A 14,285-nucleotide genomic window follows, 5' to 3' on the forward strand; every position below is an offset into this window, starting at 1 on the left:
AGGGGTGGAGATCCCCCGTTGCGCGCTTCGCTTGCAAGTGACCCCTTACGAAGGGGTGGAGATCCCCCGTTGCGCGCTTTGCTTGCAAGTGACCCCTTACGAAGGGGTGAGGATCCCCCGTTGCGCGCTTCACTCGCAAGTGACCCCTTTGTAAAGGGGTAGGGGTTCCGTTGGGCATCAGCGATCTCTTGAGGATGGGGTAAAATTCTGGTCATGACGTTGCCTTTCGCTGTGAGCCAGGATGAAATCAACAAGATCCTCTGGAAGGCCTGCGACACCTTCCGGGGGACCATCGACCCGAGTGAATACAAAGATTACATCCTCGTGATGCTGTTCTTGAAATACATCAGCGACACGTGGAATGAACATTACGAACAATTGAAAACCGAATATGGCGATGACCCAGAGCGGTTGCAGCGCAGGCTGGAACGGGAACGGTTCTACCTGCCTGAAGGACAGAGTTACTACGACCTGTACAACAACCGCGACAAAGACAACATTGGGGAACGCATCAACAAAGCGCTGGACGCCATTGAAGAGAAAAACAAGAAACTTGAAGGGGTGTTCAGAAACATCGACTTCAACAGCGACAGCAAACTGGGACAGACCCGAGAACGCAATGTGCGCCTGAAAAACCTGCTGCAAGACTTTGCGGACCCCAGACTGGACCTCAGGCCCTCCAGAATTGGGAATCTGGATGTGATCGGGAATGCCTACGAGTACCTGATTGCCAATTTTGCCGCTGGAGCAGGGAAAAAAGCTGGAGAGTTTTACACCCCCGCCGAAGTGTCCGAACTGCTGGCCGAACTGATGAACCCCCAGCCCGGCGAACGCATTTACGACCCCACCTGCGGAAGCGGCTCTTTGCTGATCAAGACTGGAAACCAGCTTCTCAAGAAAGGCATCCAGAACTTCAGCCTGTTCGGACAGGACATCAACGGGTCCACATGGGCACTGTCCAAAATGAACATGTTCCTGCACGGGCTGGACAGCGCACGCATCGAGTGGGGCGACACCATCCGCAACCCCAAACTGCTGCACGACGGGCAAACCCTGATGCGCTTTGATGTGGTGGTGGCCAACCCGCCGTTCTCTCTGGACAAATGGGGGGCAGAAGACGCTGCCGATGATCCGTTCCGCAGGTTCCATCGGGGTGTGCCTCCCAAGAGCAAAGGGGATTACGCCTTCATCTCCCACATCATCGAGTCCATGCATCCCCAGAGGGGCCGGGCCGGGATTGTGGTTCCGCACGGGGTGCTGTTTCGGGGCAGCAGTGAAGGCAGCATCCGGCAGAAACTCATTGAAGAGAACCTGCTGGACGCCGTGATTGGCCTGCCCTCCAACCTGTTCTTTGGAACGGGCATTCCGGCAGCCATACTGGTGTTCAGGCATGGGAAAACCGACACCAGCACGGTGTTCATTGATGCCAGCAGGGAATATCAGGAAGGCAAAAACCAGAACAAACTCCGCGACACCGACATCCAGAAAATTGTGGACACCTACCTGAACCGGACCGAAATCGAGAAATATTCCAAAGTGGTCCCGGTGCAGGAGATCCGCGACAACGATTACAACCTGAACATCCCGAGGTACGTGGACACCTTCGAGGAAGAAGCAGAGATTGATGTGGCTGCTGTGCAGCAGGAGATTGAGCTGTTGGAGGAGCAGTTGCAGGAGACTCGGGGGAAACTTCAGGGGTATTTGAAGGAACTGGGGTTGGTTTAGCACAGCCTTTGTGTAAAGTTGGCTTTTCTCGGGTATACTTGGAGCAACCATACCCACCAAGCCTCTTGTTCCACAATGCTTACAGCGGTGGGTTTTTATTTTGTCTGGTGTTGATGAGACGAGGGAATCATGTTGCCAAAAGAATGGAAGGAATGCCAGCTAAAAGATGTAATTGCAAGCCTTGAAGCTGGTGTTAGTGTGAATGGAGAGGGTAGACCAGCAGATCTTAATGAAAAAGGTGTTCTTAAAGTCAGCTCTGTATCATATGGAATTTTTAAGCCTCAAGAAAATAAAGCTATTATTGAAGATGATGTAAGTAGAGCCAGACTAAATCCCAAGAAAGATAAGATTATTTTTAGCCGGGCAAATACTCCAGAGCTTGTGGGTGCTAGTGCTTATATTTATCAGGATTATCCAAATCTATATTTGTCGGATAAACTCTGGCAGATAGAGCCAAGGAGTGACAACATATCTATGAGGTGGCTTTCTTTTTTGCTTGGATCACCTACGATGAGAAAAAAGATAGCTGACTCTGCATCTGGGAGCAGTAAAAGTATGCAGAATATCTCTAAAGCTGACTTTTTAGAGATAGAGATTAGTTTGCCCCCCCTGCCAGAGCAGAAGAAAATCGCTGAAATCCTCGGGGCGTGGGACACCGCCATTGAACAGTTGGAAACCCTGATCGAGAAGAAGCAACTGCTTAAGCGTGGCCTTATGCAGAAATTGCTCACTGGGAAGATGCGATTTCGGGAGTTTGAGGAAAAGGATTGGTCTGAAGGTCCGTTGGGAGATTTTGTTGAAAAAATAGTAGGTGGTGGTACTCCTAGACGAGAAATCTCAGAATATTGGAGTAATAATGAAATTCCTTGGATAACAGTAAAAGATATGAAATCTAAGATTATCCATAGAACGCAGGAATATATATCAAAACTTGGACTTGCTAAAAGTGCTACAAGTCTGATTACTGCAAACACACTTATAGTATCTACTAGAATGGCTGTGGGACGTATTGTTTTTTGTGATCGAGATGCAGCTATAAACCAAGACTTAAAAGCTATATTTACTAAGAATATTCTAAATCCACATTTTTTGGGATTCTATTTTGAGTATTATGGTAATATAATTTCTGGAATGGCTAATGGTAGTACTGTGAAAGGAATAGGTTTAGATCAGCTCAAAGCTTTACGCATATGCATTCCCTCTTTAATCGAGCAATGTAGAATTGTAGAAATATTGCAGTTGAGTGAGTATGAGTTGCATATTTTGAGGAAACAAATTGAGACCCTCAAAACACAAAAACTCGGGCTACAACTGGAATTGTTAAGTGGACGGCTTCGAGTAAATACAGACAACCCCTAGAGGGGTGTTTACATTTTTCGGAATTATGGCTATTATGTAAGCAGTATTGTGTTGGGCAGGCATTGACCTGCTCTGCAAGCACGAGCAGGTCAATGCCTGCCCAACAAATGTTGGACACAGTGCTCGTCTTTTACAAATGCACTGGATAGTGTATAATGTAGAAGTACGAACGAGAAGTCCGCCAGCAGATGCTGTCGCTCAAGCTCAAGAAAGAGGTTTACTACCTTAAGGGTATGAAGTAAGAAATTACTTCGGTTAGCATGGACCTTATCATGCGATACGGCGCTCCTTCGAGAGCGCTTTTTTGTATTATTGTAGTATGCATAACCTAGACCCTTACTTAGACGAACTTTTGAAGCCAGAAATCCTGAAAGAAATTTACTGCGAGTACAAGTTTACCAAAATAGATAGGATGATGGCCTCTGAAAATGGTTTTCAGGATATATTCTTAATTTCGGGAGAAGAAAGACTGGAGAGGGTTTTCAATATTAAAGATAGTCAAGTTGTTAAAATTCCGTTAGGTTCTGATGGTATAACCTTCGAATCATTCGAGAAGAACTTTGATAATTACTCAAAGGGGATAATTAAGCGCTTAAAAACCGGAAAATACATATTTAAACCCTTTAGAGAAGTTTTGGTAATTAAAGATCAAGATAGATTAGAATTTCCCCGCAAAAAGGACTATTTAAGGGAGATGGAAAAAGGCAACACTAGAAGTCTAGCTATTTGTGCAATTCAAGATATGATAGTGCAATTAATAATATATCGCTTGATTTATGATATTATAGAAAAAGAATTTGAGGTCTTTGATAAACGCAAAAAAAACAAAATAAAGCCAGTATCATATGCATATAGAAAGAAGAAATCAACTATGGATGCTGCTTCATCTGTGTTGGAGTATTCAAAATTGGGGTATACTTATGTTTTAGAAGCGGATTTAAAAAAATTTTTTGATACGATACCATGGAAACCATTAGAACACGAAATCTCGCGATATATAGATGCAAATAGTAGAGTATTCAAAATCCTACATAGATTTATGCACGTTAATATGATCGAGTTTATGTCTTATAAATATGATAAAAGAATAAACTTTAAGACAATGAATCCTTATAGCAAAGAAGCGAATCTTAAAATGCTAAAACGAACTGCTGGAGTGCCTCAGGGAGGTGTCCTATCTGGATTGCTTGCGAATTTGTACATGCATCGTTTTGATGAATGGGTAGTAAGAGTTCTTAAGAAGGATTTTGATATACAATATGTGAGATACGCTGATGATTTTGTAATTCTTGCTAGGAGTGAGCAAGATGCAGAAGATGCATACTATAGGGTATATGAGTTTATAAATAAACTATACGCAGAAGGGGGGATGGAGTTAAAACTTTATCCGCTATCTGAGTCCATTAATTCAAAAACGAAAATCACCAATTTAAATCTCAATTATATAAAATTCGTGGGATTCAACATAAATACCAAGACAATACTAATAAGTCATAGTAATATAAAAAAATTTAAAAATAAATGGAACAGAAAAATGATTGATGCCCACAAGCATTTTGGAAGCTTTAGCGATCCAAGATTTAGACTAAGATTAACTCTTCAAAGAGTGATAAATTTTAGGGTAGACGGTGTATCTTATTATGAAACTTGTCAAAAATGTGGACAAACATATTTAAAGCGAAGAAACTGGATTAAGTATTTTTGTAGGATCTCAAATATGAATCAAATTAAAAGATTGAATAATTGGATAAAGAAGCGATTATATCATGAGTTTGATGATATAAACAATTTAAATGTAGAAGAGCTTAAAACTCTGGGTTTTTCTAGTCTTGTAAAGGCATACTATAGGGGAAAATTTTACATGGAATGTGATCATCAAACTCAAAGTATTGAAGTGCATGAGCAGAATGATTCTCAACTACCATTTTAGTATACAGATCAATATATACTAAGACGAAGGAGTAAGAAATGCCATCCCGTTCAGGCTCCACCCGAGAAAACATCATCAGTTTGATCCCTGCCCTCACCCTCCTGAGCACCATGGGTTACAAATACCTGACCCCCTCAGAGGCAGATGCTTTGCGGGACCACAAGCGCTCTGGTGTGGTGCTCACGCAGGTCTTGAGGGAACAACTGGCAAAACTGAACCGTTTTGAGTTCAAAGGGAACCTGTACCCTTTTAGTGAGGCCAATCTGGATCTGGCGACCCGTGAACTGGCAAGCCTGCCTTTTGAGTCCCTGATGTCTTCGAGCATGAAGGTTTACGATCTGCTCACCCTCGGGCGCAGCATGCAGGAAACCATTGAAGGTTACGTGCGCTCCCACCAACTGAAATTCATTGACTGGCAGAACCCAGAGAACAACGTTTATCACGTTTCGGATGAGTTTGTGGTGGAACGGGTGGGCAGCACCAGAACCCGCAGGCCGGACATGGTGCTTTTTGTGAACGGGATTCCTCTGGTGGTCATCGAGTGCAAGCGTCCAGAGGTCGGGGTGGCAGAGGGGGTCAGCCAGCACCTCAGGAACCAGAAGCCAGAGGAGATCCCTCATTTGTATCCCTTTGCTCAGGTGTTGCTTTCGGTGTCCCAGAACGAGGCCCTTTATGGAGCCACAGGGGCCTCCAAAGAGTACTGGGGGTTCTGGAGGGAAGACGACCAGATCACTCAGGACCAGACGCTGGAGCGCTTGATCAATGCCCCTCTGTCTGCTGCCCTGAAAGACAAATTGATGTCGTGGCGCGAAAGGAAAGACCAGCTTCAGATGCAGGAGGTGTGGGCTTCTGGGGCCAGACAGGTCACAGCTCAGGACCGTTTGTTGCACAGCCTGATCCGCCCTGAGCGTCTGCTGGAAATCGTTTATGGCTACACCCTTTTTGACAACAAGATCAAGAAGATCACCCGTTACCAGCAGTATTTCGCCATCAAAGAAACCCTGAAAAGGGTCACACGCATCCTTCCAGATGGAACCCGTGAAGGCGGGGTGATCTGGCACACCACCGGCTCTGGCAAGTCCCTGACCATGGTGATGCTGGCCAAAGCTCTGGCGTTGGAGCCTTCCATCAAAGATCCCAGAGTGGTGCTGGTGACCGACCGTGTGGACCTCGATGATCAGATTTACCGGACCTTCAAAGCCTGCCAGAAGGAAGTCAAAAAAGCAGACTCGGGCCGCCATTTGCTGCACCTCCTGCTGAACAACGAGGGGCAGATCATCACCACCATCATTGACAAGTTTGATACGGCCCGCACGCTGGCCCAGAACCAGACTTATGGTTCCTCGGATGTCTTTGTTCTGATCGATGAATCCCACCGCAGCCAGTACGGCAGCAACCACGAAAAAATGAAACTGCTGCTCCCCAACGCCTGCTATATTGGGTTCACCGGGACGCCCCTCCTCAAAAAAGACAAGAGCACGTCCCAGAAGTTTGGGGGCTTCATCCACAAGTACACCATGAATCAGGCGGTGCAGGATGGTGCCGTGGTGCCCCTCCGGTACGAGGGTCGCATGAGTGACCTGCGTGCAGACCAGCAACAACTGGACCGCTGGTTTGACCGCATCACCACAGGCCTCACCGATGACCAGAAGGCTGACCTGAAAAAGAAATTCCACCGTGAAGGGGAACTGCTGAAATCCAATGACCGGATTCAAGAAATTGCCTATGACATCGGGCAGCACTTCAACAGCACCTTCAAAGACACCCAGTTGAAAGGCCAGTTTGCGGTTTCCAGCAAGGAAATGGCCATCCGCTACAAGCAGGCGTTCGAGCAATTCCGGGATGTCACGGTAGAGGTCATCATCAGCCCGCCAGACACCCGAGAAGGCCACGAGAGCACTGACGAACTGAGCACCCCTCTGGTCCAGCAGTTCTGGAACGCCATGATGCACCGCTATGGAGATGCAGACACTTACCAGAAGTCCGTCATTGAGGCCTTCAAGAACAGCGATGATCCTGAAATCCTGATCGTGGTGGACAAACTGCTCACCGGATTTGATGCCCCCAGAAATGCGGTCCTTTACCTCGACAAGAAGCTGAAAGAGCACAACATCTTGCAGGCCATTGCCCGTGTGAACCGGGTCTTTGAAGGCAAGGATTACGGATTGGTGATCGACTACCGGGGCATTTTCGGTGACCTGACCGACGCCATGGACATGTATGCTGCTCTGGAACAGGAAGGCTTTGACCTTGAAGACATCGAGGGGACCATGGTGGATGTCTGGGAGGAGATCCAGAAGCTCCCAGAGGTGCATGCCAGCGTCTGGGCGGTCTTCAATGGGGTTCATAACAAGTCCGACCATGAGGCCATGCAGAGGCATCTGGAGCCCGAGAACATCCGCGACGAGTTCTATGCTGCTTTGCGTTCCTATGCCAGACTGATGCAGTTGGCATTCTCCAATGGTCGTTTTATTGACAACACACCTCTGGCAGAACAACGCAAGTACAAGGACGACCTGAAATACTTCCTGAACCTGCGGGTGGTGGTCAAGCAACGCTACGGTGAAACGGTGGATTACTCCCGTTACGAGGTGCAGATCCGCAATCTGGTTCAGAAGCATGTGGGTGCAGATCAGGTGAAGGTGATCATGGAACCTGTGGACATCAACAGCACTGCAAAATTCGAGGCAGAAATCGACTCCATTCCGGGTGAGGCTGCCAAAGCAGATGCCATTGCCAGCCGGATCCGCCGGACCATCACGGTCAACATGGAAGAGGACCCCACCTTTTACCGCCAGTTGTCCCAGATCATTCAGGAAGTGATCGATGAGCACCGCGCCAAGCGCCTCTCTGACCTCGAATACCTCAGAAAAATCCGTGAAGTGCTGGAAAAAGCCCAGAACAAAGTGCGCGATGATCTGCCCGTGATGCTCATTCAGCGTTCTGCTGCACAGGCCTATTACGGCATCATCAAAGAAACCCTGAAAGACCTGTCCATCACCAACGACCAGAGTGCAGAGGTGGCTCTGGAGCTGGATGACATCATCCTCAGGCATCAGGTGATTGATTGGTACAGCAAAGAAGACGTTCAGAAAGCCATGAAAAACGACATGGAAGACTTTCTGGTGGGTTTCAAGCGAATTTCAGGGGTTCCCATCAGTTTCACCCTGATGGATGACATCATGGACCGTGTGATTCAGGTGGCCCGCAACAGAGCATGAAGTTCCAAAAAGCCGAACGCATCCTTGAAAACATCACCGATCAGGTGCAATACGGCACCCTGTCTTTGCATTACACCTTGCATTATGTTCGGCGAAAAACCCTCGCCATCCATGTGGAAAGCAACGGTGATGTGGTCGTGGAAGCTCCTGAGGGTGTTCCACTGCGCAAGATCCGTGAGGCAGTCAAAACAAAAGCGGCTTGGATTCAAGCCCAGAAACGTGAAGTCACCCAACTGGCTTCTCCACTGCCAGAGCGTGAGTACGTTTCTGGTGAATCCTACCGCTATCTGGGCAGACAGTATCGCCTGAAAGTCATGGAGGCAGGTTACAACGAGGTTCAGCTCACCAGAGGCATCCTGTACCTGTGTGTTCAAAACCGGGAAGATGCTGCACTGCGAGAACAGTTGCTGAAAGACTGGTACCTGAAACGCGCCAAAAAGATTTTTGCGGACAGGATGCAAGTGGTGGCACCTCTGGCAAACCGCGCTGGAATCCCAGAGCCTTCACGCCTCTCTGTTCGCAGAATGACCACCCGTTGGGGTTCCTGTTCAAAGGCAGGCCATGTGGTGCTCAACACCGAACTGGTCCGTGCGCCCAAAGACTGCATTGATTACGTGATCTTGCACGAACTCTGCCATCTGGTTATTCCCAGACATAACACAGATTTTTACCACCTGCTCACCCGTGTCTGCCCAGACTGGAAATCCCTGCGGGCAAAACTCAATGCCCTTGTGGAGCTGAAACTCTAGCACATGCCTCAATCCCCCTTCGTGAAGGGGGACCGCCCAGAGTGCAGCGATGGGCAGGGGGTTGGCAGGAGAATCATTCCTGCGCACTGCCCGGAAACCTGCGTTTGACAACCCGCTCTGATGAACTTACGCTGAGTTCACCTGCTCTGGTTGGATGTTGGGTTCCAGAGGCTTTGGCTTTCAGTTGGGCCATTTGATGCAGCGTGCCCCTCATCACATCTTGACCGAAGGAGTTTCAGTCATGTCCTCGATGAATGCCAATCGCACCTTGCAATACGCTGAAGCACTTCGCAGAAGCATTCGGGGGGTGGTGCCTCCCGAGCATGACACGGTTTTGCAGGCCATGGTCCATGTTTTTCACCGGCATTTGATGGAGCACCGCAGGGATGAATTTCGCTTGAATGTCCTGCATCAGGCCACCACTGTGGATTTCTTCTCACCGCATCTTTCAAGATTGATTCGTCAGCCGAATTGTCCTGAAGGCATCCACTCAGAAGTCCAGTCTTTGATGTATTTTGCAGCCAACCCCCAACCCATGGTGCCGGAGTCGCAACTGGATGTCCGTCTGGATTTGCAAAAAACCTACGGGAAGCTTCCACAATTTGCCAACATGGAATTTCCTCCATTCGAACTGGACACCCTCAGTGGGATCGAGCGGACCCTGATTGCTTGCATTCGCATTTTCATGCATGAAATGAAGCACCCCCGCCGGGTGGGGTTGTTCAAGGTGTCTCCGCTGACCTCGTTGAGGAAAACCAGTCTGGTGTTCCGCAACGACCACCTCGGGCTTCAGGGGTTGATTGCCACCCACCAGCACCTGAGGGCGCAGGAAATGCAGCAACTGGACCAGCAGCAGATCGTGCGAGAAAAAGACTGGACAGAACAGATGTTGGCTTTCCAGAGCGCATGGCTTTATGTGCACAACCAGTTGGCTGCACGGTTCTCTGGAGGGATTGTGGTGCACTCGATCGGGTGGTTTGATCCAGATGAACCCCTCAAGGTTTTTCAGGAGGGTTACGAGAACAGCCATGAGGACATCCATGCCCGGCTCGCAAAGGAGTATGGGCCTGTCCTGTCCGGGTTGTGTTCGCCCTGGTGGTTTGACCTTGCGGAAGGATTCACCGTGTCTTTTCAGGGGAGCCTGCCTCAGGCCAACGATGCCCTGTTCGCTTTTGGCCAGCAGGTGTTTCCGCACTTGCAGGGTGAAGTTCATGTGGTGGATGTGTCGGGTTCAGGGATGTTCGCAGAAACCTTGCAAGAAACCCACAGCCACCTCACTGTGAATTCGTTGACCACATCCAGTGAAGGTGTCCAGCTTTTGCAAGAATGGCACCAACAGGCCACAGGGGGTGGTCCTGTGCAAAAAACCGTGCTCTGGTTGGGTGCCTTGCCAGTGACAGATGAACTTGTGGCTTTGATGCGCAATGCATCCCGCTGGGGTTTTCGTTTGTTGCATGCCGGAGAGGTTTTTGAGGCCAGTTCCAGAGCAGCTTTGCCAGAGCGCACCGTGCTCTGGCAGAACGGGTACGTTCTGCGGCTTCAAGATGACACCTGGCATTTTCAGAGCCCAGAGTTCCTGAAGGACGCAGGGGCCAGATGGTGGCGTTGATGGAAGTGCCCCTCTGGTGGGTTCGTCTGCAAAGAAGGCCAGAAGATGGCTCTGACCGCTTTGCATCTTGATGTGAATGGGCTTTGGGGTTCAGCGGATCAGGCTGGGGTCTGGGGTGGAGCCGTGGATTCCCTGACCACCAGTTCGGTGGGGAAGGGTCCGGGTTGCTCTGGGGTGTGGCCTTCAATCAGGGCAACCAGCATTTGCACAGCCACTTCACCCATGCGTTGCAAGGGTTGATGGACGGTGGTCAGTGCGGGCCTTGAGGCAGCTGCAATCGGCAAATCATCGAAACCCACGATGGAGACATCCTGAGGCACCCGAAACCCGAGGTCCTGTGCCATGTGAATGGCCCCCAGAGCCATCTGGTCTCCTGAGACAAAAAGAGCTGTGGGTGGATGGGGTTGTGAGAGCAGGGCTCGGGCAGCTTCCTCTCCGCTGCGTTTGGTGTAATCTCCGTGCTGGATGTACTTTTCTTGGACGAGAAGCCCGGCATCCTGCAAGCTGTCCAGATAACCCCTGTGGCGTTCATCGGCGTCGTTGCGCTCGGGGGCAGGAGAAGGTTGGTCGGGCTGTCGGCCTTCGTCTTTCAGTCCGCTGATGAAGCCGATCCGGGTGTGTCCGAGGTTCAGCAGGTGTTGCATGGCCTGACGTGCTCCGCCGTAGTTGTCCACGGTGAGTGGGCGGTCGCCGGGTCCATCCACACTGACCACTTGTGCAGGCAGGTCGGTGTGCTTCCAGCGTCCTTCTCTGGAGGGTTGGATCAGCAGGGCACCGCTGGACAGGCGGGTCATCAATGAGAGGTCGGAGGTGTTGTTTTCGACCAGCATCATGACCACCAGATCGTAATTGAGGGTTTCGGCTGCGCGGGCAGCTCCCTGCACCACTTCTGAGGCGTAGGGTTTGTTGAGTTGTGGGGTGAACACGCTGATCAGGCGGCTGCGTCCTCCTGCAAGCGCACGGGCCATGGGGTTGACCCGGTATCCGGTGGCTTCGATGGCCTTCAGGACCTTGTCCCGGGTGGTGGGGCGCACGTTGTTTTTTCCGTTGATCACGTTCGATACGGTCATTGGGGAAACGCCTGCGTGTTTGGCGACATCGTCCAGTGTGATGGGGGAAGTGTCTTGTGGGGGCAGGGTCATGTCTTTGAACCTCTTTCTCGCTCTGGTTGCATTGTTTCACAAGGTTGCACCCGGTGTCATCATTTTAGCGCTACAATCCCTATTGCAATTTCCGTAATTATAGCGCTAAAATGCAGCAGTACACAGACAATTCTACATTTGCTTTTTGCTGTCTTTGCTGCTGCCAGCGGCCTTTCCGTTTTGGTCTGGTCAGGGCAGATGGATGTCCTGAAGGCTTTTGCCTTTCAGGCTGTGCTCAAACCGTTCCTGCAGGGCCATACACGCCCTGAGGGCTTTTTCTGCACCCACATGGGTGCACTTCATGGAGGATCTCATGCGCAAACACACCTTGCTGATGACCGGACTTCTCGCCTTGTTGGGCAGCTGTGGCACCCAACTTTCCCCCAACCAGAGCACCTCCAGCAAACAGGCGGTCTGCAACCCCGGCAACATTGCAGTGGGTAAAAACGCCACTGCTTCCTCCTCTGAATGGGGCGGCGACCTGTCTGTTGCTGCCAAACAGGCTTTTGATGGCAACACCGCTTCAAGGTGGTCCAGCCTCCACAGCGACCCCCAATGGATTCAGGTCGATCTGGGCAGTGTGCAACAACTCTGCGAAATCACTTTGCAATGGGAAACCGCTTATGGCAAGGCCTTCAGAATTGAAGTCTCCAACGATGGCAGCACCGGCTGGAGCCAGATTTACAGCACCACCACAGGCACCGGAGGCACCCAGGTGCTGCCCGTGACTGGCTCGGGGCGTTATGTGCGCCTGACCGGAACCCAGAGGGGAACCCAGTGGGGCTACTCCCTGTGGGAAATGGGCATCAAAAACACCAGCAGCATCACCTTGCCCACCTCTGACACGCCTGATTTTGGCCCGAATGTGAAAATTTTCAGTCCCACCGATTCCGCAGCCACAGTGCAGGCCGCTCTGGACAACGCCTTCACCCCTTACAACAAAAATGCCACCGCGCAATTTGGCAACCAGCGCTTCGCTTTCCTGTTCAAACCCGGCACCTACAATGTGTGGGCCAACGTGGGGTTCTACACCCATCTGGCTGGACTGGGCCTCAACCCGGATGATGTGACCATCACCCGCAACATCAACGTGGACAGCGGCTGGAACTTCGGAGACGAGAGAAACGCCACCCAGAATTTCTGGCGTTCCGTGGAAAACCTCGCTGTGCTCCCCGAGGGAGGCAGCACCCGCTGGGCGGTGTCTCAGGCCGCTCCCATGCGTCGCGTGCACATCCGGGGCAACATGAATCTGGGACCCTCCAACATGGACTTCGGACAGGGCTACGCCAGTGGTGGATACCTTGCAGACAGCCGTGTGGATGGACAGGTTGTGTCTGGTTCTCAACAGCAGTGGTACACCCGAGACAGCAACATCGGAAGCTGGGCTGGAGGGGTGTGGAACATGGTGTTCTCTGGCGTGACTGGGGCACCTGCCAACAGTTTCCCCAACCCGGTTCATACCACCCTCGCCACCACCCCCGTCACCCGAGAGAAGCCTTACCTGTACATCCAACCAGACGGCAAATACCGGGTGTTCCTCCCGAGCCTGCGGACCAACAGCAGTGGTGCCACCTGGCCCAACACCCCTGGAACCTCTCTGCCTATGAGCCAGTTTTACGTGGCCAAACCTTCGGACAGCACGGCCACCCTCAATCAGGCTCTGGCGCAGGGCCTCAACCTGTTCTTCACACCCGGGGTGTACCACCTGACGGAGACCCTGAACGTGACCCGGGCCAACACCGTGGTGATGGGCATCGGACTGGCCACTCTGGTTCCGGATGGTGGCATCAACGCCATGAATGTTGCCGATGTGGACGGGGTGCGCATCTCCGACCTGTTGTTCGATGCAGGCACCACCAACTCTGCTGCACTGCTGACCATTGGACAGGCCGGAGCAAGCCTGAGCCACGCCACGAACCCGATCAGCGTGCAAGACGTGTACTTCCGCATCGGGGGTGCAGTGGCCGGGAAAGCCACCACCAGCCTGATTGTGAACAGCCACAACACCCTCATTGACCACATCTGGGCATGGCGTGCAGACCACGGCAACTCACCCACAGGCTGGACCATCAACACCGCAGACACCGGCGTGATCGTGAATGGAAACAATGTGCTGGCCACCGGACTGTTTGTGGAGCACTACCAGAAACACGAAGTGATCTGGAATGGACAGGGTGGGAAAACCATCTTCTTCCAGAATGAAATGCCCTACGATGTGCCCAGTCAGGGCGTCTGGAGCAGCGCTGCAGGCACCAACGGTTACGCCTCCTACAAAGTGGGCAACAACGTCACCAGCCATGAAGCGTGGGGCCTCGGGGTGTACTGCTTCTTCAACATTGGCGGAACCAACACCAACATTGTGGCCTCCAGAGGCATTGAAACCCCCAACAATCCCAACGTCAAATTCCACAGCCTGCTCACAGTGTCTCTGGGCAACAACGGGACCATCAGCAATGTCATCAACACCACTGGGGCAGCGGTGCCCTTGCCCAACACCAACACCGTTCCCAGCAACGTGATCAGTTACCCTTGATTTGCAGTCCATTTACA

8 protein-coding genes are annotated in these 14,285 nt (G+C 51.0%); 7 read left to right on the forward strand and 1 reads right to left on the reverse strand.

What is annotated here, in order from left to right; all coding sequences use genetic code 11:
- Nucleotides 1–213 precede the first annotated feature (213 nt).
- The 6 genes from Q371_RS04740 (at nt 214) to Q371_RS04765 (ending at nt 10,593) form a co-directional block, all read left to right on the forward strand.
- Nucleotides 214–1,725, forward strand: coding sequence for a type I restriction-modification system subunit M (locus Q371_RS04740; protein ID WP_034336817.1), 1,512 nt, complete (start codon nt 214–216; stop codon nt 1,723–1,725).
- A gap of 129 nt (nt 1,726–1,854) precedes the next feature.
- Entirely contained in the window at nt 1,855–3,084 is a 1,230-nt protein-coding gene (locus Q371_RS25345; protein ID WP_084571237.1) for a restriction endonuclease subunit S, read from the forward strand.
- A 319-nt stretch (nt 3,085–3,403) separates the two neighbouring features.
- Nucleotides 3,404–5,014: a reverse transcriptase domain-containing protein gene (locus Q371_RS04750; RefSeq protein WP_034336819.1), complete on the forward strand. Its 1,611-nt coding sequence runs from the start codon at nt 3,404–3,406 to the stop codon at nt 5,012–5,014.
- Between the two features lie 38 nt (nt 5,015–5,052).
- The gene (locus Q371_RS04755; protein WP_034336822.1) at nt 5,053–8,235 is read left to right on the forward strand and encodes a type I restriction endonuclease subunit R; all 3,183 of its coding nucleotides are present in this window, start codon (nt 5,053–5,055) and stop codon (nt 8,233–8,235) included.
- A complete protein-coding gene (locus Q371_RS04760; protein WP_051963271.1) occupies nt 8,232–8,984 on the forward strand; it encodes a M48 family metallopeptidase in 753 nt (250 codons plus the stop codon). The genes Q371_RS04755 and Q371_RS04760 overlap by 4 nt, the downstream gene beginning before the upstream one ends.
- A gap of 241 nt (nt 8,985–9,225) precedes the next feature.
- Complete coding sequence (locus Q371_RS04765; protein ID WP_157442519.1) at nt 9,226–10,593, forward strand: hypothetical protein; 1,368 nt, start codon at nt 9,226–9,228, stop codon at nt 10,591–10,593.
- Between the two features lie 98 nt (nt 10,594–10,691).
- On the opposite strand, the gene Q371_RS04770 is transcribed toward Q371_RS04765, so the two are convergent.
- A complete protein-coding gene (locus Q371_RS04770) occupies nt 10,692–11,735 on the reverse strand; it encodes a LacI family DNA-binding transcriptional regulator (RefSeq protein ID WP_034336827.1) in 1,044 nt (347 codons plus the stop codon).
- A gap of 313 nt (nt 11,736–12,048) precedes the next feature.
- On the opposite strand from Q371_RS04770, the gene Q371_RS04775 reads away from it, so the two are divergent.
- Nucleotides 12,049–14,268, forward strand: coding sequence for a discoidin domain-containing protein (locus tag Q371_RS04775; RefSeq protein ID WP_034336831.1), 2,220 nt, complete (start codon nt 12,049–12,051; stop codon nt 14,266–14,268).
- Nucleotides 14,269–14,285 lie beyond the last annotated feature (17 nt).

It is taken from the genome of Deinococcus misasensis DSM 22328, assembly GCF_000745915.1.
GTDB lineage: Bacteria > Deinococcota > Deinococci > Deinococcales > Deinococcaceae > Deinococcus_C > Deinococcus_C misasensis.

Excerpts from the sequence above, each read along its gene's own strand:
- Q371_RS04755 (WP_034336822.1), top strand. The coding sequence starts at position 5,053 with ATGCCATCCCGTTCAGGCTCCACCCGAGAAAACATCATCAGTTTGATC.
- Q371_RS04775 (WP_034336831.1), top strand. The coding sequence starts at position 12,049 with ATGCGCAAACACACCTTGCTGATGACCGGACTTCTCGCCTTGTTGGGC.
- Q371_RS04750 (WP_034336819.1), top strand. The coding sequence starts at position 3,404 with ATGCATAACCTAGACCCTTACTTAGACGAACTTTTGAAGCCAGAAATC.
- Q371_RS04765 (WP_157442519.1), top strand. The coding sequence starts at position 9,226 with ATGTCCTCGATGAATGCCAATCGCACCTTGCAATACGCTGAAGCACTT.
- Q371_RS04770 (WP_034336827.1), bottom strand. The coding sequence starts at position 11,735 with ATGACCCTGCCCCCACAAGACACTTCCCCCATCACACTGGACGATGTC.
- Q371_RS04740 (WP_034336817.1), top strand. The coding sequence starts at position 214 with ATGACGTTGCCTTTCGCTGTGAGCCAGGATGAAATCAACAAGATCCTC.
- Q371_RS25345 (WP_084571237.1), top strand. The coding sequence starts at position 1,855 with ATGTTGCCAAAAGAATGGAAGGAATGCCAGCTAAAAGATGTAATTGCA.
- Q371_RS04760 (WP_051963271.1), top strand. The coding sequence starts at position 8,232 with ATGAAGTTCCAAAAAGCCGAACGCATCCTTGAAAACATCACCGATCAG.